Genomic DNA, 26,812 nt, shown 5'->3' on the forward strand with positions numbered 1-26,812 from the left:
GAAGGCCGCGCTGGTGGCGCTGGTCGTGCGGTCGATTGCTTCAGGTACTTCAGGTGCTTCGGGGACTTCAGGGACTTCGGGGGCTTCTGATGTTTCTGGTGCTTCGGGGGCTTCGAGGGCTTCCGGCACGTCAGTCGATTCCGAGTTCGTCGTCGAGGGCGTTGAAGAGCTCCTCGTCGGATACGGCGTCCAGGTCCAGGTCGTCGTCCTGCGCGCCCGCGCCCGCGGGGCCCTGGCCCTGGGGTGCGCTCCACCGCGAGAGGAGGGTCTGCAGCCGGATGGTGATCTTCGAGTGGACGATGCCGCCGTCCGCCTCCATCGCAAGGAGCGACGACTCCAGGCGGTCCAGTTCGTCGAGCACCGAGGGCCCGCCGCCGGGTCCCTCGCCCAGAGGGAGGGCGGTGGCCAGGTGGGCCGCGAGGGCGGCCGGGTTCGGGTAGTCGAAGATCAGGGTGGCGGGCAGGCGCAGGCCGGTGGCTCCGTTCACGGCGTTGCGCAGTTCGACGGCGGTGAGGGAGTCGAAGCCGAGCTCTCGGAAGGCGCGGTGGGCCTCCACGGCCGCCGCGGACTCGTAGCCGAGGACCGCCGCGACGTGGGTGCAGACCAGCTCGGTGAGCACCTTGTCGCGCTCCGCCGCGTCGAGCCCGGCGAGCTGGGCCAGGAGCGTGGCCTGGCCGGTGGGCGCGCTCGTCGCGGCACCGGCGGCGGTCCGCCTGAGCGGGGCGCGGACCAGGCCGCGCAGGAGCGCCGGCAAGGCCTCGGCGTCCGTGCCCGCGGTGGCCCGCAGGGACGCGAGGTCCAGGCGGAGCGGGACTAGGGCGGCGGGGGTGGCCGGGGCCGCCGGGTGCTGGGGCGAGGTCAGGGTCACCGCCGTGTCCAGGAGGGCCAGGCCCTCCCGCGTGGACAGCGCGGCGACGCCACCGCGCGCCATGCGCTCCAGGTCCGCGCCGGCCAGGCCGTCGGTCATGTCGCTGCCTTGCGCCCACAGGCCCCAGGCGAGGGAGGTCGCCGGGAGTCCCTGGGCCCGGCGGGCGGCGGCGAGGGCGTCCAGGAAGGCGTTCGCCGCCGCGTAGTTGGCCTGTCCGGCGCCGCCGAGGACTCCGGCGGCGGAGGAGAACAGGACGAACGCCGACAGGTCCAGGCCGGCCGTCAGCTCGTGCAGGTTCAGAGCCGCGTCCACCTTCGCGCGCAGGACGGTGTCCAGGCGCTCCGGCGTCAGCGAGGTGATCACACCGTCGTCGAGTACGCCCGCGACGTGCACCACCGCCGACAGCTCACCCCCCACCCGCTCCAGCAGGACACCCAGCGCCTCGCGGTCGGCCACGTCACACGCCGCCACAGTGGCATCGACGCCCGACTCAGCCAGCTCGGCGACGAGTTCCGCCGCTCCGGGCGCCTCGTCGCCACGACGCGAGACCAGCAGCAGGTCGCGTACACCGTGCTGCTCGGCAAGGTGCTTCGCCACGACCCGCCCCAGGCCCCCGAAGGCACCCGTGACCAGGACAGTGCCCGCACCGAACGGGGCGGCGACATCGGCGGTCACGTCGGCGGCGGGGGCGGCGACACGGGTCAGTCGGGGCACCCACACCTCGCCGTCCCGCAGCGCCACCTCGGGCTCGCCCGAAGCCAGGACGGCGGCGAGCGTCGCATCGTCGATCACGCCCTCGTCGGGGCCCGCGTCGACGAGCACGAACCGTCCCGGGTGCTCGGACCGCGCGGACCGCACCAGGCCCCACAGGGCGGCGCCCAGCGGGTCGGCGACCGTGTCCCCGGCCGCCACCGCGCCCCGCGTCACCACGGCGAGCCGCGCGTCGGCGAACCGCTCGTCAGCGAGCCAGGTCTGCACCACGGCGAGGGTTTCGGCGAGCACGGCGGAGACGGACTCCGGTCGTACGAAGCCGTTGTGGGCGTCGCGGGCGTCATGAGTGCCGCGGGCGTCATGGGTATCGCCGATGTCACCGGCATCGGCGACAGAGCCCCGCACACCCCCGGCCGACCACACGACCGCCGCCGGAGCCTCCTCCCCCGCGTCCACCGCCGCACGCAGCGCCGCGAGGTCGGCGAAGGCCGGAGCCCCGGGCACCGTTTCGCCCGTACCGAGCTGGGCCCACGGGACCTGTTCGGCGGACGAAACGGTCTGCTGCTGCCAGGCGACGTGGAACAGCGAGTCGTCGGCCGCGCCGTCGCCGAGCCGGTCCACCTCGACCGGCCGGAAGACCAGGGAGTCCACGGTGGCGACCGGGTCACCGAGCCCGTCGGCGACGGCGAGCGCCACGCCGCCGTTGCCCGCCGGGGTGAGCCGTACGCGCAGGGCCGATGCGCCGGTCGCGTGCAGCGAGACGCCGGTCCAGGCGAACGGCAGCCGCGCGCCGCCGCTCTCGTCGTCCGTCTCCGCGTCGTCGCGGAGCACGCCGAGGCCGAGCACGTGCAGGGCCGCGTCCAGGAGGGCGGGGTGCAGCCGGAAGGACTCGGCGTTCTGGTGCTGTTCCTGCGGCAGGGCGACTTCGGCGAAGACCTCGTCGCCGCGCCGCCAGGCACCGCGCAGCCCCTGGAAGGCGTCGCCGTACGCGAAGCCCAGTTCGGTCAGGTGCCGGTACAGGTCATCGACGTCCACTGCGGCGGCGTCGCGCGGCGGCCATTCGGCGAGCCGGAACTCGGCCCTCGGCTGCGCGCCGCCGGCGAGGACACCGCTCGCGTGGGCGGTCCACCCGCCGTCGTCCGCGTGGTCGTCGCGCTCTTCGCGGGAGTGCAGAGTGACGGTCCGCCGCCCGTCGTCGTCCGCGGCGCCGACGCTGACCTGCAACTGCACCGCGCCCCGCTCCGGCAGCACCAGCGGGGCGGCCAGCGTCAGCTCCTCGAGCACCCCGCAGCCCACCTCGTCACCGGCCCGCACGGCCAGTTCCACGAAGGCGGTACCGGGCAGCAGCACCCGACCACCCACCGCGTGATCCGCGAGCCACGGATGCGTCGCCACCGACAGGCGGCCCGTGAACAGGTACCCGTCCGTGCCCGCGAGCGGCACGGCCGCCCCGAGCAGCGGGTGCCCGGCCGACGTCAGCCCCGTGCCCGACACGTCGCCGACCGCGCCGACGGGCGCACTCGGCCAGTAGCGGCGCCGCTGGAAGGCGTACGTGGGCAGGTCGACGCGGGCGCGGGACTCCACAGAGGCATACAGCGGCGTCCAGTCGACCTCGACTCCGCGCACGTACAGCTGCGCGAGAGCCGTCAGGAACGTGTCCGGTTCGGCGCGGTCCTTGCGCACGGCCGCGACCAGACCGGCCTGCGCGCCCGGGTCCGTCACGGTGTCGTGCGCCATCGCCGTGAGCACCGCGTCCGGGCCCAGCTCGAAGAGGCTGGACACACCCTGCGCGGTGAAGGTGGCAAGTCCGTCGTGGAAGCGGACGGCCTCACGGATGTGCCGCACCCAGTAGTCGGGGTCCTTCAGCTCGTCCGGCGTGGCGAGCTGACCGGTCAGGTTCGACACGACCGGCAGGACGGCGTCCTGGTACGCCAGGCTCTCGGCGACCTTGCGGAAGTCCTCCAGGACCGGATCCATGAGCGGCGAGTGGAAGGCGTGGGAGACCTTCAGCCGACGGACCTTGCGGCCCTCGCCGCGCAGCTTCTCCTCCATGCCCTCCAGAGCCTTGAGGTCACCGGAGAGCACCACCTGCGACGGCCCGTTCACGGCCGCCACACCCACGCTGCCGGAAAGGCCTTCGAGCAGCGGCAGCACATCCGCCTCGGCGGCCTGCACCGCCAGCATGCCCCCACCCTCCGGCAGCGACTGCATCAACCGACCACGCGCAGCCACCAGTCGGGCAGCGTCCTCCAGCGACCACAGTCCGGCCACATACGCGGCCGTCAGCTCACCGATCGAATGCCCGCCCACGATCTCCGGCCGCACCCCGAAGGACTCAGCGAGGCGATACAGGGCGACCTCGACGGCGAACAGCGCGGGCTGCGCGTACCCCGTGCGCTCCAACACCTCGGCATCCGCACCGAACATCACGTCCTTCAACGGACGCTCAAGCAGCCCGTCCAGGTGCGCGCACACCTCGTCCAGCGCATCGGCGAACACGGGGAACGCCTCGTACAGCTCACGCCCCATCCCGACCCGCTGACTGCCCTGCCCGGTGAAGACGACCCCGAGACGGCCCTCGACCACCGAGCCCGACACGACCCCCGGGCCGCCGGAGGCCAGTGCCTCCAGGCCGGTCAGGTACTGCTCGCGGCTGCGGCCGAGGACGACGGCGCGGTGTTCGAGCGCGGAGCGGCCGGACAGGAGGGACCAGCCGACGGCGACCGGGTCGGCGTCGGTGTGCGTCACCGTGTGTTCGCGGAGGCGGTCGGCCTGGGCGCGCAGGGCCTCGGCGTCGCGTGCCGAAACCAGCCAGGGCAGGGCGGTCGCGGGCGTGCCGGTGACCGGCTCGGGTAGGGCGGTGGGCTCGGCCGCAGGTGCCTGTTCGACGATCACGTGGGCGTTGGTGCCGCTCACGCCGAACGACGAGACGCCCGCGCGGCGTGGGTGTCCGGTCTCCGGCCAGGCACGCGCCTCGGAGAGCAGGGCCACGGCGCCGGTCGACCAGTCGACGTGCGTGCTCGGCTCGTCGACGTGCAGGGACTGCGGGAGTACGCCCTCGCGCATCGCCATGACCATCTTGATGACGCCGGCGACGCCCGCGGCGGACTGGGTGTGGCCGATGTTGGACTTGATGGAGCCGAGCCACAGCGGCTGCTCGGCGGGGCGGTCCTGACCGTACGTGGCGAGCAGGGCCTGGGCCTCGATGGGGTCGCCGAGCGTGGTGCCCGTGCCGTGGGCCTCGACGGCGTCGACGTCGGAGGGCGTGAGTCCGGCGCCGGTGAGGGCGGCACGGATGACGCGCTGCTGCGACGGGCCGTTGGGGGCCGTGAGGCCGTTGCTCGCACCGTCCTGGTTGATCGCGGAGCCGCGCACGACCGCGAGGACTTCGTGGCCGTTGCGCTGGGCGTCGGACAGGCGTTCCAGGAGGAGCAGGCCCACGCCCTCGCCCCAGCCCGTGCCGTCGGCGGCCTCAGCGAAGGGCTTGCAGCGACCGTCCTCGGCGAGGCCGCGCTGACGGCTGAACTCGTGGAAGGCGGCCGGGCTGACCATGACGGTCACGCCGCCCGCGAGTGCCATGTCGCACTCGCCCTGCCGCAGCGCCTGGGCCGCCAGGTGCAGGGCGACCAGGGAGGACGAGCAGGCGGTGTCGACGGTGACGGCCGGGCCTTCGAGGCCGAAGGAGTACGACAGGCGGCCGGAGATGACGCTGGTGGCGTCGCCCGTCATGAGGTAGCCCTCGACACCTTCCGGTGCGTTGGCGAGGCCCGCGGACCAGCCCTGCGCGCAGGCGCCGACGAAGACGCCGGTGCTGCTGCCGTGCAGGGCCGACGGGGCGATGCCCGCACGCTCGAAGAGTTCCCAGGACGTCTCCAGGAGGAGGCGCTGCTGCGGGTCCATGGCCAGGGCCTCGCGGGGCGAGATGCCGAAGAGTCCGGCGTCGAACTCGGAGACGTCGTAGAGGAATCCGCCCTGCGCGGCGAAGGTCGTGTCGGCGGCGCGGCCCTCCTCCGGCTGGAAGAGTCCGTCGGGGCCCCAGCCTCGGTCGGCGGGGAAGACGGAGATGGCGTCGGTGCCTTCGGAGACCAGGCGCCAGAGGGCGTCGGGGCTGGTGGCGCCGCCGGGGTAGCGGCAGCTCATCGACACGATGACGATCGGGTCGTCCTCGGTCCCGGCACCCGGTCCAGCCGGGAGGAGCGTCCCGCTCGGGGTCGCGCCCGGCTTGTCGTCGCCCGTCAGCTGCGTGCGCAGGTGGGCGGCGAGGGCGGCTGACGTCGGGTAGTCGAAGACGAGGGTGGTGGGCAGCTTCAGGCCGGTCGCGGACGCGAGGCGGTTGCGCACCTCGACGGCCGTCAGCGAGTCGAAGCCCAACTCACGGAACGCGCGCCCGGGTTCGACGGCTTCCGCGCCCGCGTAGCCGAGCACCGACGCCGCCTGCCCGCGTACCAAGTCGAGCAGCAGCCGCTCCTGCTCGCGCTCCGCGAGACCGGTGAGCCGGTCGGCCCACTCCGAGCCCGTGCCCGAGCTCCGCGCGCCCGCGGCGACAGCCGTCTCGGGCCCGGCGAGCGCCCGCCGCACCTCCGGCAGGTCCCCGAGGAACGGGCTGGGCCGCACCGACGTGAACGACGGCACGAACCGCGCCCAGTCCACGTCCGCCACGGCCAGGAACGTCTCGTCGTACGCGACGGCCTGCGCGAGCGCCGCCACCGCGCGCTCCGGCGCCATCGCCGTCACACCCCGGCGCCGCAGGTGCTCCTCGGCTTCCTCGGCCGCCGCCATGCCGCTGCCGCCCCAGGCGCCCCAGGCGACGGAGGTCGCGGTCAGGCCGCGGGCGCGGCGGGCCTCGGCGAGCGCGTCGAGGTAGGCGTTGGCCGCCGCGTACGCGCCCTGCCCGCCACCGCCCCACACACCGGAGTTGGAGGAGAACAGCACGAACGCGTCCAGCGAGTCGCCGTCGAGGAGTTCGTCCAGGTGCGCGGCACCGGCCGTCTTCGCCCCGAACACCTCCGCGATGTCGGCGGGCGTCATGTCCTCGATGGTGTGCGCCGGGCTGACGCCCGCCGCGTGGAAGACGGAACGCAGCGTGCGACCCTCGGCGGCCAGGGTCTCCAGGAGCCCGGCGACCGCGTCCCGGTCGGCGATGTCGCAAGCCGCCACGGTGACCTCGGCACCCAACTCCTCCAGCTCCGCCCGGAGTTCGGCGGCACCCGGAGCGTCCGGGCCGCGACGGCTGGTGAGCACCAGGTGCTCGACGCCCTCGCGGGCCAGCCAGCGCGCCACATGCCCACCGATCGCACCCGTACCACCGGTGACCAGCGCCGTCCCGCGCGGCGACCACTGCGGCTCCGCACCCGTGCCGGTCTCCAGCGGGGCCCGCACGAAGCGGCGCACGAAGACACCTGTGTCCCGCACCGCGAGCTGGTCCTCGTGCCCGGAGTCGGCATCCGCACCCGGGCCCGTGGCGGCATCCGCGTCCGAGCCTGCGCTCGCGCCCGCCAGAGCGGCCGCGAACCGCGCGGCGGCACGCTCGCCGTACGCCTGCGGCAGGTCGATCAGACCGCCCCAGCGGTCCGGGTGCTCCAGGGCCACGACCCGGCCGAGACCCCACACCTGCGCCTGTGCCGGGCACTCCAGGCGGTCGCTGCGTCCGATGGACACAGCGCCGGAGGTCACCGCCCACACGCGGGCCGAGATCCCGGCGTCACCGAGGGCCTGCACCAGGGCGACGGTGCCCGCGAGGCCGACGGGGACGCCCGGGCGGTCCGCGTGCGCGGCTCCGTCGAGCCCGAGGAGGGACACGACACCGGCGGGCTCCGCACCGTTCGCCACGACTGCCTGCCGCAGGCGTTCGGCCACCGCCTCACGCGTCAACTCGGCTGCGGACAGGGTCAGTTCCGTGACCTCCGCACCGGCACGCGTGAGCGCGCCGACGGTACCGGCCGCCCACTCCCGCTCCACGGCGCTCTCCGGTACGACGACGAGCCAACGGCCCGGGAGCTCCGTGGCCGCAGGTCCGCTCGGCAGCGGCTTCCAGGTGACCCGGTAGCGCCAGCCGTCGAGGGTGGACCGCTCGCGCCGCTGCCGCCGCCAGGACGCAAGGCCCGGAAGGACCGCGCTCAGCGAGCGCTCGTCCACATCGACGAGCGTCGACGTCAGCTGCTCCAGGTCCTCGCGTTCCACGGCCTCCCAGAACCGCGACTCGACCTCGTCCACGCCCAGCGCGGCCGCCTCGTCGTCGGCGTCGTCGTCCGGGGCGAGCATCCAGTAGTGGTCGCGCTGGAAGGGGTAGGTGGGCAGGTCGACGGTGGTGCGGGCGCCGGGGAAGAGGGCCTGCCAGTCGAGTTCGGCGCCGCGGGCGTGAGCTTCGGCGAGGGAGGCGGCGAGGCGGTCGGCGCCGCCCTCGTCACGGCGCAGGGAGCCGAGGGTCGCGGCGGGGCTTTCGGTGGCGTCGATGGTCGCCTGCACCGGGACCGTGAGGACGGGGTGCGGGCTCATCTCGACGAACAGGCTGTACCCTTCGGCGAGCAGGCCGCGGGTGGCGTGCTCGAAGAGGACCGTCTGGCGCAGGTTGCGATACCAATAGCCCGCGTCCATCGGGGTGTTGGCATCCAGCCACTCCCCCGTGAGCGTCGAGTACAGCGGAACCTCAGCAGCCTGCGGAGACACGGAAGCCAGCGTCTGGGCGATCCGGGCCTCGATCTGCTCGACGTAGGAGGAGTGCGAGGCGTAGTCGACGGGGATCGTGCGGGCGCGGATGTCCTGGCCGACGCACTGGGCGACCAGCTCCTCCAGCGCCTCCGGCTCACCGGAGACCACGACCTGGGCGGGGCCGTTCACGGCGGCCAGCTCGATCCGGCCGTCCCAGGACCCGATCAGCTCGCGCACCTCGGCCTCGGGCAGCGGTACGGACACCATCCCGCCCTTGCCCGACAGCTCCCGGATCGCCAGACTGCGCAGCGCCACCACACGGGCGGCATCACGCAGGCTGAGCACGCCCGCGACGCACGCGGCGGCGATCTCACCCTGGCTGTGCCCGACCACGGCCGCAGGCTGCACACCCGCCGCCTGCCACGTCGCCGCCAGCGACACCATCACCGCGAACAACACCGGCTGGACCACATCCACCCGATCGAAGTTCTCCCCACTCAGCTCATCGAAAAGATCCCACTCGACGAACTCCGCAAGCGCCTCACCACACTCCCGCATCCGCTCCGCGAACACCGGACTGGAGTCGAGAAGTTCACGGGCCATCCCGGCCCACTGCGAGCCCTGACCCGGGAACACGAACACCGGACGGACCGACCCGCCCAGCGCCCGCCCAGTGACCACGTTCCGAGCGGTCGCGGCGCCCTCTGCCAGCTCAGCGAGACCGGCGAGGACCTCGTCCCGGCCCCGGCCGAGGACGACGCCCCGGTGCTCGAACCGCGACCGGGCGACTGCCAACGACCAGGCCACGTCCCCCAATTCAAGGGAAGCATCGGCGAGCAGCAGCTCCCGCACCCGCGCGGCCTGCGCCCGCAGCGCCTCCGGCGACTTGGCCGACAGCGCCACCGGCACCACGCTCGACACCACGGAGGAGGCGGAAGGGGCGGCACCGGCCGGGGTCGTGCCGGGCTCCGGCTCCTGGGCCGGCGCCTGCTCCACGATGACGTGGGCGTTCGTACCGCTGACGCCGAAGGAGGAGACGCCGGCGCGGCGCGGCCCGGAGTCCTCGCGGCCCGGCCACTCGCGGGCCTCGGTGAGGAGCTCGACGGCCCCGGCCTCCCAGTCCACCTGGGGTGTCGGCTCGTCCACGTGCAGGGTCTTGGGCAGGACGCCCGCGCGCATGGCCATCACCATCTTGATGACGCCGCCGACACCGGCGGCGGCCTGGGTGTGGCCGATGTTCGACTTCAACGAGCCGAGCCACAGGGGCTGTCGCTCGGGACGCTCCTTGCCGTACGTGGCGATGAGGGCCTGCGCCTCGATGGGGTCGCCGAGAGTCGTACCCGTGCCGTGGGCCTCGACGGCGTCGATGTCGCCCGGCTTCAGACCGGCGCTGGTGAGGGCGTCACGGATGACGCGCTGCTGAGAGGGGCCGTTGGGGGCGGTGAGGCCGCTGCTCGCGCCGTCCTGGTTGACGGCGGAGCCGCGGACGACGGCGAGGATCTTGTGGCCGTTGCGGCGGGCGTCGGAGAGGCGTTCCAGGAGCAGGAGGCCCGCGCCCTCGCCCCAGCCGGTGCCGTCGGCGGACGCGGCGAAGGACTTGCAGCGGCCGTCCGTCGCCAGGCCGCGCTGGCGGCTGAAGTCGACGAAGGTGCCCGCGGTGGGCATGACGGTGACGCCGCCCGCGAGGGCGAGGGTGCACTCGCCCTGCCGCAGCGCCTGGGCGGCCAGGTGCAGGGCGACCAGCGAGGACGAGCAGGCCGTGTCGACGGTCACCGCGGGGCCTTCGAGGCCGAGGGTGTAGGCGACGCGGCCGGAGACGACGGAGCCCGCGTTGCCGGTGCCGATGTAACCCTCGACGCCCTCCGGCAGGGCGTGCAGGCGCGTGGCGTAGTCGTAGTACATGACGCCGGCGAAGACACCGGTGCGGCTGCGGCGCAGGGAGACCGGGTCGATGCCCGCGCGCTCGATGGCCTCCCAGGCGGTCTCCAGGAGGAGCCGCTGCTGGGGGTCCATGGCCAGGGCCTCGCGGGGCGAGACACCGAAGAAGGAGGCGTCGAACTTGGGGGCGTCGTAGAGGAAGCCGCCCTCGGCGGTGGTGCTCGTGCCCTGGTTGTCCGGGTCCGGGTCGAACAGCTCCTCCGTGTCCCAGCCGCGGTCGGTGGGGAACGGGGAGATGGCGTCGGTGCCGTCGGCCACGAGGCGCCACAGGTCTTCCGGCGTGGTGACGCCGCCCGGGTAGCGGCAGCTCATGCCGACGATGGCGACGGGCTCCTGGCGGTTGTCCTCCAGTTCGCGCACCCGGCGGCGGGCGTCGCGCAGGTCAGCCGTCGCCCGCTTCAGGTAATCGAGGTACTTCTCCTCGTCCGCCATTTACAGCGCCTCCTCGAAGCGGCCGGGGCGTTCGGTGCCCGAGCCGGTGTCTGAGCTGTTCGGATGTGATTCCGAAGGGGTCTGAAGTTCGTTGTCGAGCAGGTCGAAGAGTTCGTCGGCGGTGGCGCCTTCGAGCTCTTCGCGCTCCCGGTCGTCGTCCACGGCGGTGCCGTGGGCGGTGGGGCGGGAGCTGTCCCAGGCCGTGAGGAGGGAGCGGAGCCGGTCGGCGACGCGGTCCCTCTCGGTGCCGCCCGCGGTGTCGCCGACGGCCTTGAGGACGCTCTCCAGGCGGTCCAGCTCGCCGTCGAGGTCGCCCGGGTCGACGGGTCCCGCAGCGGGTGTGCCGAGGGTGGTGGGCAGTTCCTCCGACAGGTGCTCGGCGAGGGCCGCCGGGTTCGGGTAGTCGAAGATCAGGGTGCTGGGCAGCCGGAGTTCGGTCTCCGCGGTGAGGCGGTTGCGCAGTTCGACGGCCGTGAGGGAGTCGAAGCCGAGCTCCAGGAAGCCCCGGCTGAGCTCGACGGCGTTCGGGGACGCGTAGCCGAGCACTCCCGCCACGTGCGTGCGGACCAGGTCGAGCAGGATCCGGTCGCGCTCGGCCCCGGGGCGGCCCGCGAGGCGGTCCGCGAGGGTCTCGGTGCGGGCGGCCGCGGACGTGGTGTCCGTGCCGGTGCGTGCGCGCCGGACCGTGGTCCTGACGAGTCCGCTGAGCAGCGCGGGCACGGCCTCCGGCGGCTGGGTGCGCAGCGCGGCGGTGTCGATGCGGATCGGTACGAGGGCCGGGTGCTCGCTCGCCGGGGCGAGGTCGAGCAGCGCGAGGGCCTGTGCGGTGTCGAGCGCGAGGACGCCTCCGCGTGCCATGCGCTTGATGTCCGTGTCGGCCAGGGCGCCCGTCATGTCGCTGTCCTGGGCCCACAGTCCCCAGGCGAGGGAGGTCGCCGGGAGGCCGTGGGCGCGGCGGTGCCGGGCGAGCGCGTCGAGGTAGGCGTTGGCGGCCGCGTAGTTGGCCTGACCGGGGCCGCCGAACACGCCGGAGGCCGAGGAGAACAGGACGAACGCGGACAGGTCAAGGCCGGCCGTCAGCTCGTGCAGGTTCAGGGCCGCGTCCACCTTGGGGCGCAGGACCGTCGTCAGGCGCTCGGGGGTCAGGGCGGTGACGACCCCGTCGTCCAGGATTCCGGCCACGTGCACCACCGCCGTCAGGTCGGCGCCCCGCTCCTCGATGAGGGCGGCCAGGGCATCGCGGTCGGCGACGTCGCAGGCGGCGACGGTGACTTTGGTGCCCAGCGCGCCGAGTTCGGCCTGGAGTTCCGTGGCGCCGGCGGCGTCTTGGCCGCGGCGCGACACCAGGAGCAGGTCCTGGGCGCCGTGCCGTTCGGCGAGGTGCCGCACGACCACCCGTCCCAGGCCGCCGAAGGCGCCGGTGACCAGGACCGTGCCCGTGGACCAGGGCGCGGGGGCGCCCCCGGCCGGGGCCAGGGCGACGCGGGCGAGGCGCGGCACCCACACCTCGCCGTCGCGCAGGGCGACTTCGGGCTCCCCGGAGGCCAGGGCGGCGGCGAGCGAGGGTGCGGCGGCCGTGCTGGTGGTGGCGTCGGCGCCCGCGTTCACGTGCGCGTACTCGACCGTGTCGGCGGCGGTGTCGTCGGTGTCGGCCAGGACGAGGCGGCCCGGGTGCTCGGACTGCGCCGAGCGCACCAGGCCCGCCACGGCGGCGGCGACCGGATCCGGCGCGCCGTCGTCGACACGGGCGGCACTGTCGGCGGTACCGGCGGTACCGGCGGCGTGAGCGGTGTCGGCGGTGTCGAGCACCACCGCACCTCGTGTCAGCACGACGAGGCGGGACGTCTCGAACCGCTCGTCGGCCAGCCACCCCTGCACCACGCCCAGCGCGTCGGCCAGCGTCGCGGAAACGTCCTCGGGGCGGGCCAGGCCGTCACCCCCGGCGGCCCGCGAGGCGCCGGGTGACCACACCACGGCCGCCGGCAGTTCCTCACCCGCGTCGACGGCCGCGCCCAGTGCCGCCAGGTCGGCGTACGACGTCGCCGTCCGCGCCGTTCCGGCGTCGCCGAGCAGCGCCAGGGACACCGGCTCGACGGCGGCGACGGGCTGTCGCTTCCACTCGACGCGGAACACCGAGTCGGCGTGCGGGTCGGCCCCGCTCATCCGCTCGATGAGCTCCTTCGACATGGGGCGGAAGACGAGGGCGTCGACCGAGGCGACCGGCATGCCGGTGGTGTCCGCGACCTCCAGGGAGACGCCGTCCGTGCCGTTCGGCCGCAGCCGTACGCGGACGGTGGCGGCCCCGGCGGCGTGCAGGGTGACGCCGGTCCAGGTGAAGGGCAGGCCACCGGGCGCGGGCCGGTCGGCCTCGCTGCGCGTGGCCGCGCTCGCGGCGCGGGCGTGCAGGGCGGCGTCGAGGATCGCCGGGTGGAGGCCGAAGGAGTCGGCCGTCGTGTGCTCGTCCTGCTCCAGGGCGACCTCGGCGAACACCTCGTCGCCGCGCCGCCAGGCCGCGCGCAGCCCCTGGAACACGGGCCCGTAGTCGAAGCCCGCCTCGGCGAGCTCGCCGTAGAGCCCGTCGACGGCCAGCGGCTCGGCGTCGCGCGGCGGCCAGGCGGTCAGGTCGCCGGACGCGGCGGCCGCAGCGCTCGTGGCGGCGTCCGGTGCGGACTCGGTCAGGGTGCCGGTGGCGTTCTTGGTCCAGGTGTCGGCCGCGAGTGTGTCGGCGGCGGCGCCCGCTTCCGGCCGGGAGTGCAGGCTCAGCTGCCTGCGCCCGGTCGCGTCGGGCGCCTCGACGCGCAACTGGACCTGCACGCTGCCCTGTTCGGGCAGCACGAGCGGCGCCCCGAGCGTCAGCTCTTCGAGCGTCCCGCAGCCGACCTGTCCGCCCGCGTGCACGGCCAGCTCGACGAACGCGGTGCCCGGAAGCAGCACGCGTCCGGCGACGGCGTGGTCCGCGAGCCACGGGTGCGTGGCCAGCGACAGCCGCCCGGTGAAGACATGGCCGTCGGTGTCGGCCAGCGGCATCCCGGCCCCCAGGAGCGGGTGCTCCGCCGAGGCAAGGCCCGCCGACTCGACATCGGCCGCGCCTGCGGTCTGCCGGAGCCAGTAGCCCTGGTGCTGGAAGGCGTACGTGGGCAGCTCGACGCGGACACGGGCCTCGACCCGCGCGTACAGCGGCGTCCAGTCGACCTCGACTCCGCGCACGTGCGCCTTGGCGAGGGCGGCGAGGAAGGTGTCGGGCTCGGGGCGGTCCTTGCGCAGTCCGCCGATCAGGCCCGCCTGGGCGGCCGGGTCGGTGACGGTGTCGTGCGCCATCGCCGTCAGGACGGCATCCGGGCCCAGTTCGAGGAGCGTGGAGACGCCCTGGCCGGTGAGAGTGGCGAGTCCGTCGTGGAAGCGCACGGCCTCGCGGATGTGCCGCACCCAGTAGTCGGGGTCCTTCAGCTCGTCCGGAGTGGCGAGCTGACCGGTCAGGTTCGACACGACCGGCAGGACGGCATCCTGGTACGCCAGGCTCTCGGCGACCTTGCGGAAGTCCTCCAGGACCGGGGCCATGAGGGGTGAGTGGAAGGCGTGGGAGACCTTCAGCCGTCGGACCTTGCGGCCCTCACCGCGCAGCCGCTCCTCCAGGCCCTCCAGGGCCTGGAGGTCACCGGAGAGCACCACCTGCGACGGCCCGTTCACGGCCGCCACACCCACGCTCTCCGCGAGACCTTCGAGAAGCGGCAGCACATCGGCCTCGGCGGCCTGCACCGCCAGCATGCCCCCACCCTCCGGCAACGACTGCATCAACCGACCACGCGCAGCCACCAGCCGGGCAGCGTCACCCAGCGACCAGAGTCCGGCCACGTAGGCGGCCGTCAGCTCACCGATCGAATGCCCGCCCACGATCTCCGGCCGCACCCCGAAGGACTCAGCGAGGCGATACAGGGCGACCTCGACGGCGAACAACGCGGGCTGCGCGTACCCCGTCTGCTCCAACACCTCGGCATCCGCACCGAACATCACGTCCTTCAACGGACGGTCCAGGAGCGGATCCAGGTGCGCGCACACCTCGTCCAGCGCATCGGCGAACACCGGGAACGCCTCGTACAACTCACGCCCCATCCCGACCCGCTGACTGCCCTGCCCCGTGAAGACCACCCCGAGACGGCCCTCAACCACCGAACCGGTGACGACACCCGGACCACCGGCGGCAACCGCGCCCAGCCCCGCCAGGAACTCCTCGCGCCCCTCACCGAGCACGACGGCCCGGTGCTCGTGCAGCGCACGCCCCGAGAGCAGCGACCAGCCCACGTTCGCAGGTTCGAGGTCCTCGCGCTCGCCGACGTGCTCGCGCAGCCGCTGGGCCTGGGCCCGCAGCGCCTCAGCACTGCGCGCCGACACCACCCACGGCACAACCCCCGTCACCGGAGCGTCGAGCACCGGCTCGACCACCCCGACAGGCTCAGCGACCGGCGCCTGCTCCACGATCACATGCGCGTTCGTGCCGCTCACGCCGAAGGACGACACACCCGCACGACGCGGCACGCCCCCGTCCCGCTCAGCCCACTCACGAGCCTCCGTAAGCAGCTCCACCGACCCCGCCGACCAGTCCACGTGCGTGCTCGGCTCGTCCACGTGCAGGGTCTGCGGCAGCACCCCGTGGCGCATGGCCATGACCATCTTGATGATGCCCGCGACACCGGCGGCCGACTGGGTGTGGCCGATGTTGGACTTCACCGAGCCGAGCCACAGCGGCTGCTCGGCGGGGCGGTCCTGACCGTACGTGGCGAGCAGCGCCTGCGCCTCGATGGGGTCGCCGAGCGTGGTGCCCGTGCCGTGCGCCTCGACGGCGTCGACGTCGGCGGGCGTGAGGCCCGCGTTGGCCAGGGCGGCACGGATGACGCGCTGCTGGGAGGGGCCGTTGGGGGCGGTCAGGCCGTTGGACGCGCCGTCCTGGTTGACCGCCGAGCCACGCACGACCGCCAGTACCTCATGACCGTGGCGCTGGGCGTCCGACAACCGCTCCAGGAGCAGCAGGCCCACGCCCTCGCCCCAGCCCGTGCCGTCGGCGGCCTCCGCGAAGGGCTTGCAGCGGCCGTCGGCGGCGAGGCCGCGCTGGCGGCTGAACTCGATGAACGCGCCGGGGTTGGACATGACCGTGACGCCGCCCGCGAGGGCGAGGTCGCACTCGCCCTGCCGCAGCGCCTGCGCGGCCAGGTGCAGGGCGACCAGAGAGGACGAGCAGGCCGTGTCGACGGTGACGGCCGGGCCTTCGAGGCCGAAAGCGTACGACAGGCGGCCGGAGATGACGCTGGTCGCGCCGCCCGCGAGGAGGTAGCCCTCGACGCCTTCGGGGGTCTGGGCCAGGCCCGAGCCGTAGCCCTGCGAGGACGCGCCGACGAACACACCGGCCTGGCTGCCGTGCAGGGTGGCCGGGTTGATGCCCGCGCGCTCGAAGAGTTCCCAGGACGTCTCCAGGAGGAGGCGCTGCTGCGGGTCCATGGCCAGGGCCTCGCGCGGGGAGATCCCGAAGAAGACCGGGTCGAACTGGTCGGCCTCGTAGAGGAATCCGCCCTGGCGGGCGTAGCTGGTGCCGCGCTGCTCGGGGTCGGCGTCGTAGAGGCCGTCCAGGTCCCAGCCGCGGCCGCCCGGGAAGTCGGACATCGCGTCCGCGCCCTCCGCGAGGAGACGCCAGAGGGCGTCGGGGCTGGTGGCGCCGCCGGGGTAGCGGCAGCTCATCGACACGATGACGATCGGGTCGTCCTCGGCTCCCGTCGCACCGGCCGAGGTCACGGCCGCGCCGGTGGCGGCCCGCCCGGCATCCTGCTCGCCGACGAGCTGCGTGCGCAGGTGGGCGGCGAGGACGGCTGACGTCGGGTAGTCGAAGACGAGGGTGGTGGGCAGCTTCAGGCCGGTCGCGGACGCGAGGCGGTTGCGCACCTCGACGGCCGTGAGCGAGTCGAAGCCCAACTCACGGAAGGCGCGGGTCGGTTCGACGGCTTCCGCACCCGCGTAGCCGAGCACCGACGCCGCCTGCCCACGCACCAGGTCGAGCAGCAGCCGCTCCTGCTCCGCCGTCGACAGGTCGGCGAGCCGGTCGGCCCACTCGGAGCCGGTGGCGCCCTTCTTCTCGGCCGCCGACGCGGCTTCGGGTTCGGCGAGGGCCCGCCGCACCTCCGGCAGGTCCCCGAGGAGAGGGCTCGGCCGTACCGAGGTGAACGAGGGTGCGAACCGCGCCCAGTCCATGTCGGCGACGGCCAGGAACGTCTCGTCGCAGGCGACGGCCTGCGCGAGCGCCGCCACGGCACGCTCCGGCGCCATCGCCGTCAGGCCGCGTCGCTGCAGGTGCTCAGTGCCGTCGTCGCCGGCCATGCCGCCCCCGGCCCACAGGCCCCACGCCACGGAGGTCGCGGCCAGGCCGCGGGTGCGGCGGGCCTCGGCGAGCGCGTCGAGGTAGGCGTTGGCCGCCGCGTACGCGCCCTGCCCGCCACCGCCCCACACACCGGAGTTGGAGGAGAACAGCACGAACGCGTCCAGCGAGTCGCCGTCGAGGAGTTCGTCCAGGTGCGCGGCACCGGCCGTCTTCGCCCCGAACACCTCCGCGATGTCCGTCGCGGTCATCCCGTCCAGGGGCTGCGTCTGGCCGACGCCCGCCGCGTGGAAGACGGAACGCAGCGTGCGACCCTCGGCGGCCAGGGTCTCCAGGAGCCCGGCGACCGCGTCCCGGTCGGCAATGTCGCAAGCCGCCACAGTGACCTCGGCACCCAACTCCTCCAGCTCCGCCCGGAGTTCCGCGGCACCCGGAGCGTCCGGCCCGCGACGGCTGGTGAGCACCAGGTGCTCGACACCCTCACGGGCCAGCCAGCGCGCCACATGCCCACCGATCGCACCCGTACCACCGGTGACCAGCGCCGTCCCGCGCGGCGACCACTTCTTCGGCGTCTCGGCCGATCCGGTCCGCGCCAGGCGGCGTACGAAGACTCCGGAGCCGCGTACCGCGAGCTGGTCCTCGTCCCGCCCGGCGAGGGCCGCCGTGAGGCGGGCGCCCGTGCGGGTGTCGTACGCCGACGGGACGTCGATCAGACCGCCCCAGCGGTCCGGGTACTCCAGGGCCACGACCCGGCCCAGGCCCCACAGTTGCGCCTGCGTCGGGTTCTCGACCCGGTCGCTGCGTCCGGTCGACACCGCGCCCCGGGTGACCGCCCAGAGCCGCGCGCCCACACCCGCGTCCCCGAGGGCCTGGACGAGCGCCACGGTCCCGGCGAGGCCGGCCGGTACGCCGGAGTGCTCGGCGTGCGCGGTCTCGTCGAGGCCGAGGAGCGACACCACACCGGCGAGTTCACCGGCGTCCGTGAGGCGGGCGACCAGCGACTCGCGCGTCAGCTCGGCTGCCGACAACCGCAGTTCGACCGCCTGCGCACCGGCGCGCTGCAGGGCCTCGGCGGTGCCCGCGGCCCACGCCTGGTCCGCCGCGCTCTCCGGCAGCACGACCAGCCAGCGCCCGGAGAGCCCGGACGTCGGCAGGGCGCCGCCGGTCAGCGGCTTCCAGGTGACCTGGTAGCGCCAGCCGTCGACGGTGGAGCGCTCGCGGCGCTGCCGCCGCCAGGACGACAGGACGGGAAGGACCTCGCCGAGCCCGGCGGCGGAGCCGTCCGCCACCTCCAGCTCGGCCGCGAGCCCTTCCAGGTCCTCGCGTTCCACCGCGTCCCAGAACCGGGACTCCACCTCGTCCGCGGTCGGCGCCGCCGCCTCCTCGTCGGGGGCGGCGAAGTCGGGCCAGTAGTGCTGGCGCTGGAAGGCGTACGTGGGCAGGTCCGCGAGGACGCGGGCGCCGGGCACGAGAGCCTGCCAGTCGAGTTCGGCGCCGTGTACGTGGGCTTCGGCGAGGGAGGCGGCGAGGCGGTCGGCGCCGCCCTCGTCACGGCGCAGGGAACCGAGCGTGACAGCGGGGCTGTCGGTCGCGTCGATGGTCGCCTGCACCGGGACCGTGAGCACCGGGTGCGGGCTCATCTCCACGAACAGACCGTGCCCCTCAGCCAGCAGGCCACGAGTGGCGTGCTCGAACAGCACCGTCTGACGCAGGTTGCGATACCAATACCCAGCATCCATCGGGGTGTCGGCATCCAACCACTCCCCCGTGAGCGTCGAGAACAGCGGAACTTCGGCGGACCGGGGCGAGACCTCCGCCAGCGCCTCGGCGATCTGCTCCTCGATCTGCTCGACGTACGCGGAGTGCGAGGCGTAGTCCACCGGGATCGTCCGCGCGCGGATGTCCTGGGCAACGCACCGGGCGACCAGCTCCTCCAGCGCCTCCGGCTCACCGGAGACCACCACCTGAGCGGGGCCGTTCACGGCCGCGACCGAGATGCGGTCGCCCCACGCGGTGATCAGCTCGCGCACCTCGGCCTCGGGCAGCGGCACGGACACCATCCCGCCCTTACCCGACAACTCCCGGATCGCCAGGCTGCGCAGCGCCACCACACGGGCGGCATCCCGCAACGACAGCGCACCCGCCACACACGCGGCAGCGATCTCACCCTGACTGTGACCCACCACAGCCGCAGGCTGCACACCCGCCGCCTGCCACGTCGCCGCCAGCGACACCATCACCGCGAACAACACCGGCTGGACCACATCCACCCGATCGAAGTTCTCCCCACTCAGCTCATCGAAAAGCTCCCACTCGACGAACTCCGACAGCGCCTCGCCACACTCCCGCATCCGCTCCGCGAACACCGGACTGGAGTCGAGAAGTTCGCGAGCCATACCGGCCCACTGCGAGCCCTGACCCGGGAACACGAACACCGCGCGCCCGGCGCTCTCGGCGCGCCCGGCGACGACGCCGGAGGCCGTGAGGTCGCCCTCGGCGAGTCGCTCAAGGCCGTCGAGGAAGTCCTGCCGGTCGCGGCCGACGACGGCGCCCCGGTGCTCGAACCGGGACCGTGCCACCGCCAACGACCAGACGACGTCGCCGACTTGGAGGTCGGTGTCCGTCAGAAGCCGCTCACGCAGTCGGGCGGCCTGGGCGCGCAGCGCCTCGGGGGTCTTCGCCGACAGGGCCAGGGGCACCGCGGTGAGCAGCGGCGCGGCGCCGTCGGACGTCCGGGCCGGGCGGACCGGCTCGGCGTCGGTCGGGGCCTGCTCCACGATGACGTGGGCGTTCGTGCCGCTGACGCCGAAGGAGGAGACACCGGCGCGACGCGGCGCGCCGCCGTCCCGCTCGGCCCACTCACGGGCCTCCGTCAGGAGTTCGACGGCGCCCGCCGACCAGTCGACCTCGGGGGTGGGTTCGTCGACGTGCAGGGTTTGCGGGAGGACGCCCGCACGCATGGCCATGACCATCTTGATGACACCGGCGACTCCGGCGGCGGCCTGCGTGTGACCGATGTTCGACTTGAGCGAGCCGAGCCACAGCGGACGGTCGGCATCGCGCCCCTTGCCGTACGTGGCGAGCAGCGCCTGCGCCTCGATGGGGTCACCGAGGGTCGTGCCGGTGCCGTGGGCCTCGACGGCGTCCACGTCGTCGGGGGTGAGGCGGGCGTTGGCGAGGGCGGCGCGGATGACGCGCTGCTGGGCCGGGCCGTTGGGGGCGGTGAGGCCGTTGCTGGCGCCGTCCTGGTTCACGGCGGAGCCGCGGACGACCGCGAGGACGCGGTGGCCCTTGCGGCGGGCGTCGGACAGGCGCTCCAGGAGGAGCACACCGACGCCCTCGCCCCAGCCGGTGCCGTCGGCGGCGGCCGCGAAGGACTTGCAGCGGCCGTCGGCGGCGAGGCCGCGCTGACGGCTGAACTCGATGAACGTGCCGGGTGTCGACATGACGGCGACGCCGCCCGCGAGCGCCATGTCGCACTCGCCCTGCCGCAGCGCCTGGGCCGCGAGGTGCAGGGCGACCAGGGAGGAGGAGCAGGCGGTGTCGACGGTGACGGCCGGGCCTTCGAGGCCGAAGGAGTACGAGATGCGGCCGGACGCGACGCTCGCGGCGCTGCCGTTGCCGACGTACCCCTCCAGGTCGTCGAGGCCGCCGGGGGCGCTCAGGAGGTGCGTGGCGTAGTCGTTGTACATGACGCCGACGAAGACACCGGTGGAGCTGCCGCGCGCGGAGGCCGGGTCGATGCCCGCGCGCTCGAACGCCTCCCAGGTGGTCTCCAGGAGGAGGCGCTGCTGGGGGTCGATGGACAGGCCCTCGCGCGGGGAGATGCCGAAGAAGGCCGGGTCGAAGTCGGCGGCGTCGTAGAGGAAGCCGCCTTCGCGCGTGTAGAAGGAGCCCGCACTGTCCGGGTCGGGGTCGTAGAGCGCGTCGACGTCCCAGCCGCGGTCGCCGGGCAGGTCGCCGATGGCGTCGACGCCGTCGGCGGTGAGGCGCCACAGGTCCTCGGGGGTGCTGACGCCGCCGGGGTAGCGGCAGCTCATCGACACGATCACGATCGGGTCGTCGTCGGCCGCCGCCGAGGAAGCTGTCGGCCGTGGCGCGCCCGGGGCGGGCGCCGTGGCGTCGCCGCCCAGGACCTCTTCGAGGATGTGGCGGGCCAGGACGGTGGCGGCCGGGTAGTCGAAGGCGAGGGTGGCGGGCAGCCGCAGGCCGGTCGCGGCGGTGAGGCGGTTGCGCAGTTCGACGGCGGTGAGCGAGTCGAAGCCGACCTCGCGGAAGGCGCGGTCGGGCGCGATGGCATCGGCCGACGGGTAGCCGAGGACGGCGGCCGCGTGGCCGCGTACGAGCGCGAGGACTTCCTGCTCTCGGTCCGCTTCCGGCAGTGCGGCCAGGCGCTGGGCGAGGGCGGAGCCTTCCTGTCGGTCCGCGCCGGCGGCGGTGCGCCGCTGGGGTGCGCGAACCAGGGTGCGCAGGAGCGGCGGGACGCCGTTCCCGGCGGCGGCCTGGGCGCGCAGGCCCGCGAGGTCGAGGCGGACCGGGACGGTCAGGGGGTGGTTCGCGGCGTGCGCGGCGTCGAAGAGTTCCAGGCCTTCGGCGGAGGTGAGGGGGGCCGCTCCGGCGCGCGTCCTGCGGTCGAGTTCGCCCGCGCCGAGGTGGGCCGTCATCTCGCTGGCCTGGGCCCACAGGCCCCAGGCGAGGGAGGTCGCGGGCAGGCCGTGGGCGCGGCGGTGCCGGGCGAGCGCGTCGAGGTAGGCGTTGGCGGCCGCGTAGTTGGCCTGGCCGGGGGTGCCGAAGACTCCGGCGGCGGAGGAGAACAGGACGAACGCGGACAGGTCCAGGTCGGCCGTCAGCTCGTGCAGGTTCAGGGCCGCGTCCACCTTGGGGCGCAGGACGGTGTCCAGGCGCTCGGGTGTCAGGGCGGTGACGACGCCGTCGTCGAGGGCTCCGGCGACGTGCACGACGGCGGAGAGGTCGGCGCCGACCTCGTCCAGGAGGGCCGCGAGTGCGGCCCGGTCGGCGGTGTCGCAGGCGGCGAGGCGCACACGGGCGCCCGACTCCGCCAGGTCCGCGCGGAGTTCGGCGGCGCCGGGGGCGGCATCGCCCCTGCGGGAGACGAGGAGCAGGTCGCGGACGCCGTGGCGGGCCACCAGGTGGCGGGCGACGAGGCCGCCGAGGGTGCCGGTGCCGCCGGTGATCAGGACGGTGCCCGCGCCCCAGGGGCCGGGGGTGGAGTCGGCCCCGTCGGTGGCCTCGGCGTCGGCTTCGGCGTCGGCTTCGGCAGTGGGTGCCGAGTCGGTCCGGGGCGCGGTCCCGATGGTCTCGGCCGGCGGCACGCGGGTCAGGCGCGGCGCGCGCAGGACTCCGTCGTGAAGCGCCACCTCGGGCTCGTCCGTCGCGAGGGCGGCGGCGACCAGCGCCTCCACGCTCTCGTCCGCACCGGTGGCGGCGTCCGGGTCGAGGTCCAAGAGGACGAAGCGGTCAGGGTGCTCGGACTGCGCCGAACGCAGCAGCCCCCACACGGCCGCGGCCACGGGGTCGGGGTCGGCGGCGACCGCGCCGCGCGTCACCACGACGAGCCGGGACTCCTCGAACCGCTCCTCGCCGAGCCAGCCCTGCAGAACCTCAAGGGCACGCTCCAACTGGGGCCGTACGGCGCCGAGTTCGACCTGTCGGTCGCTCTCGGCAGTGGCTCCGGCCGCCGTCAGGAGCGGCAGGAACAGCGTCGCGGGCGGCTCGGCACCGTCGTCGAGTGCGGCGGTCAGGGACTCCAGGTCCGCGTGCGTGTGGCGTACGAAGGGCAGGGCGTCGACCACGTCCGGGGAGCCGATGAGCGCTGCCGCGGCGAGCTGCCCGGTCGCTTCCGCCGGGGTGTCGAGGGTCGTCCACTCCACCTGGAACAGCGCGTCGCGCGCCGCCGAACCGGTCAGCTGGTCCTCGGAGAGGGCGCGCAGCGCGAGCGACCCGACGGAGACGACCGGCTGCCCGGTGGCGTCGGCGGCCAGCAGGGTGACGGTGTCCGCCCCGGCGGCGGCGACGCGCACGCGGAGCGTGGTGGCGCCGGTGGCGTGCAGGGTGACGCCGGACCAGACGAACGGCAGGTGCGCGCGGTCGGTGCGGGAGATGAAGTCGCCGAGCCCGATGGCGTGCAGGGCGGCGTCGAAGAGAGCCGGGTGCAGCCCGAAGGACTCCGTGTCGGCGTGCGCCTCCTGCGGCAGGTCGATCTCCGCGTACACGTCGCCACCCTGCCGCCAGGCGGCGCGCAGGCCCTGGAAGAGGGGGCCGTAGCCGTGCCCGTTGGCCGTCAGGCGCTCGTACAGGTCGGACACGTCGACGCGCTCGGCCCCGGCGGGCGGCCACACGGACAGGTCGGCGGCCTCGGCGGTCCCGGCCGCGGGGGCGGTCGGGAGGAGGCTGCCGGTGAAGTGGCGCGTCCAGGGGGTGTCGTCGGCGTCGTCCTGCGGACGCGCGAACAGGCTCAGCTCGCGCCGCCCGGTGTCGTCCGGGCCACCCACGGAGATCTGCAGCTGGATGCCGCCCTGCGCGGGGACGACGAGGGGCGCTTCCAGGGTCAGCTCTTCGAGGTGGCCGCAGCCGACCTCGTCGCCCGCGCGCAGGGCGAGTTCGACGTAGGCCGTCCCGGGCAGCAGGATCGCGCCGTCGACCGCGTGGTCCGCGAGCCACGGGTGCGTCTGCGTCGAGAGCCGTCCGGTGAACAGGTACCCGTCCGCGTCCGCGAGCGCCACGGCGGCCCCGAGCAGTGGGTGCCCGGCGGCACGCAGCCCCGCGAACACCACGTCACCGGCTCCGGCGGGCGCGGCCTTCGGCCAGTAGTGCTCGCGCTGGAAGGGGTAGGTGGGCAGGTCGACGGTGGTGCGGGCGCCGGGGAGGAGGGCCTGCCAGTCGAGTTCGGCGCCGTGCGCGTGGGCTTCGGCGAGGGAGGCGGCGAGGCGGTCGACGCCGCCCTCGTCACGGCGCAGAGAACCGAGCGTGACAGCCTGACTGTCGGTCGCGTCGATCGTCGCCTGCACCGGGACCGTGAGCACCGGGTGCGGGCTCATCTCGACGAACAGGCTGTGCCCTTCGGCGAGCAGGCCGCGGGTGGCGTGCTCGAACAGGACCGTCTGACGCAGGTTGCGATACCAATAGCCCGCGTCCATCGGGGTGTCGGCATCCAGCCACTCCCCCGTGAGCGTCGAGTACAGCGGAATGTCGGCGCCCTGCGGGGCGAGCCCGGCCAGGGCCTCGGCTATCCGCTCCTCGATCTGCTCCACGTAAGAGGAATGCGAGGCGTAGTCCACGGGGATCGTGCGGGCGCGGATGTCCTGGCCGACGCACTGGGCGACCAGCTCCTCCAGCGCCTCCGGCTCACCGGAGACCACGACCTGGGCGGGGCCGTTCACGGCGGCCAGCTCGATCCGACCGTCCCAGGCCCCGATCAGCTCACGCACTTCCTGCTCGGGCAGCGGCACGGACACCATCCCGCCCTTGCCCGACAACTCCCGGATCGCCAGGCTGCGCAGCGCCACCACACGAGCGGCATCCCGCAACGACAGCGCACCCGCCACACACGCGGCGGCGATCTCACCCTGGCTGTGCCCGACGACGGCCGCAGGCTGCACACCCGCCGCCTGCCACGTCGCCGCCAGCGACACCATCACCGCGAACAACACCGGCTGGACCACATCCACCCGATCGAAGTTCTCCCCACTCAGCTCATCGAAAAGATCCCACTCGACGAACTCCGCAAGCGCCTCACCACACTCCCGCATCCGCTCCGCGAACACCGGACTGGAGTCGAGAAGTTCACGGGCCATCCCGGCCCACTGCGAGCCCTGACCCGGGAACACGAACACCGGACGGACCGACCCGCCCAGCGCCCGCCCAGTGACCACGTTCTGCGCGCCCGCGCCATCCAGCGCCAGCGCGTCGAGCCCGGCAAGCAGCTCGTCCCGGTCCCGGCCGAGGACGACGCCCCGCTGGTCGAACCGCGACCGCGCCACCACCAACGACCACGCCACATCGCCCGGTTCCAGAGAAGCATCGGCGAGCAACAGCTCCCGCACCCGCGCGGCCTGCGCCCGCAAGGCACCCTCGGTCTTGCCCGAGAGAGCGAACGGCACGACACCCGCCACGACCGCCGACGCAGAAGGCGCGGCAGCCTCCTCGGGCGCGCCGGGCTCGTCCGCTGCGGGCTCCGCGACCGGCGCCTGTTCCACGATGACGTGCGCGTTCGTACCGCTGACGCCGAAGGACGACACGCCCGCGCGACGCGGCGCACCGCCCTCCCGCTCGGCCCACTCGCGGGCCTCGGTCAGGAGGGCGACGGAGCCGGAGGTCCAGTTGACCTGGGACGTGGGCGCGTCGACGTGGAGGGTCTGCGGGAGCACTCCGGCGCGCATCGCCATGACCATCTTGATGATGCCCGCGACACCGGCGGCGGCCTGGGTGTGGCCGATGTTGGACTTGATGGAGCCGAGCCACAGGGGCTCGCGGCCGCCCGTGGGGGCCTCGGGGCGCTCCTGGCCGTAGGTGGCGATGAGGGCCTGGGCCTCGATGGGGTCGCCCAGCGTGGTGCCCGTGCCGTGCGCCTCGACGGCGTCGATGTCGGCCGCGGTGAGGCGGGCGTTGGCGAGGGCCTGCATGATGACGCGCTGCTGGGAGGGGCCGTTGGGGGCGGTCAGGCCGTTGCTGGCACCGTCCTGGTTGACCGCCGAGCCGCGGACGACGGCGAGGACCTGGCGGCCCGCGCGACGGGCGTCGGACAGGCGCTCGACGAGGAGCATGCCGACGCCCTCGCCCCAGCCGGTGCCGTCGGCCGCGTCGGCGAACGCCTTGCAGCGCCCGTCCGCGGCGAGGCCCTGCTGGCGGCTGAACTCGGTGAAGACGCCGGGCGTGGAGATGACGGTGACACCCGCGACGAGGGCCATGCCGCATTCGCCCTGGCGCAGCGCCTGCACGGCGAGGTGCAGGGCGACCAGCGAGGACGAGCAGGCCGTGTCGACGGTGAGGGCGGGGCCTTCGAGGCCGAGGGTGTAGGCGATGCGGCCGGACTCGACGGCGGCGGCGTTGCCGGTGCTCACATAGCCCTCGACGTCCTCCTCGGCTTCGAAGAGGAGCGGGGCGTAGTCCTGGCCGTTGGTTCCGACGAATACGCCGGTGCGGCTGCCGCGCACCGACGCCGGGTCGATGCCGGCGCGCTCCAGGGCCTCCCACGCGGTTTCCAGGAGGAGCCGCTGCTGCGGGTCCATCGCGAGGGCTTCGCGCGGGGAGATGCCGAAGAAAGCGGCGTCGAATTCGGCGACGCCGTCCAGGAAGCCGCCGTGCGCCGTGGAAGTCGTTCCCTGCTTTCCTGCGGCGTCCGGGTCGTAGAGGGATTCGAGGTCCCAGTTACGGTCCGTGGGAAGCCCTGAAATGGCGTCCCGGCCTTCAGAAAGGAGTCGCCACAGATCTTCGGGGCCGCTCACGCCGCCGGGGAAGCGGCAGCTCATCGCTGTGATCGCGATGGGCTCCTGAGCAGCGGCCTCGATGTCCTTCAGACGTTGCTGCGTCTGATGCAGGTCCGCCGAAACCCACTTGAGATAGTCGCGCAGCGTCTCTTCATTCGCCATCAAATGTCACCTGTTCAGGACGTGTGCCGCACCCTCTGGCATACAACGGACCTGTCCGCAGCCGTTTTCTCGATGACGCTATGGGGGCCCCATACGACCAACAACCCCTACCCTCCCCCTACTCGCCCCTACGGGATTGCCTCGAAATGAGGCCGGGGGCGAGTGCGTGCGCAAAGGGGGTGGGTAGGGGCTGTCGGTTCAATTAATTACCTTGACGAGCGCTCCTTGTCCATCCATCGACGAAGACGC

At 74.0% G+C, this 26,812-nt stretch carries 2 protein-coding genes; both read right to left on the minus strand.

Annotated features, from left to right (window positions below; all coding sequences use genetic code 11):
• Nucleotides 1-130 precede the first annotated feature (130 nt).
• Nucleotides 131-10,567, minus strand: coding sequence for a type I polyketide synthase (locus QUY26_RS04780; RefSeq protein ID WP_436840482.1), 10,437 nt, complete (start codon nt 10,565-10,567; stop codon nt 131-133).
• A gap of 30 nt (nt 10,568-10,597) precedes the next feature.
• A complete protein-coding gene (locus tag QUY26_RS04785) occupies nt 10,598-26,563 on the minus strand; it encodes a type I polyketide synthase (protein WP_289943849.1) in 15,966 nt (5,321 codons plus the stop codon).
• Nucleotides 26,564-26,812 lie beyond the last annotated feature (249 nt).

It is taken from the genome of Streptomyces flavofungini, assembly GCF_030388665.1.
GTDB lineage: Bacteria > Actinomycetota > Actinomycetes > Streptomycetales > Streptomycetaceae > Streptomyces > Streptomyces flavofungini_A.

Coding starts and splice junctions, on each gene's coding strand:
- QUY26_RS04785 (WP_289943849.1), bottom strand. CDS start 26,563: ATGGCGAATGAAGAGACGCTGCGCGACTATCTCAAGTGGGTTTCGGCG.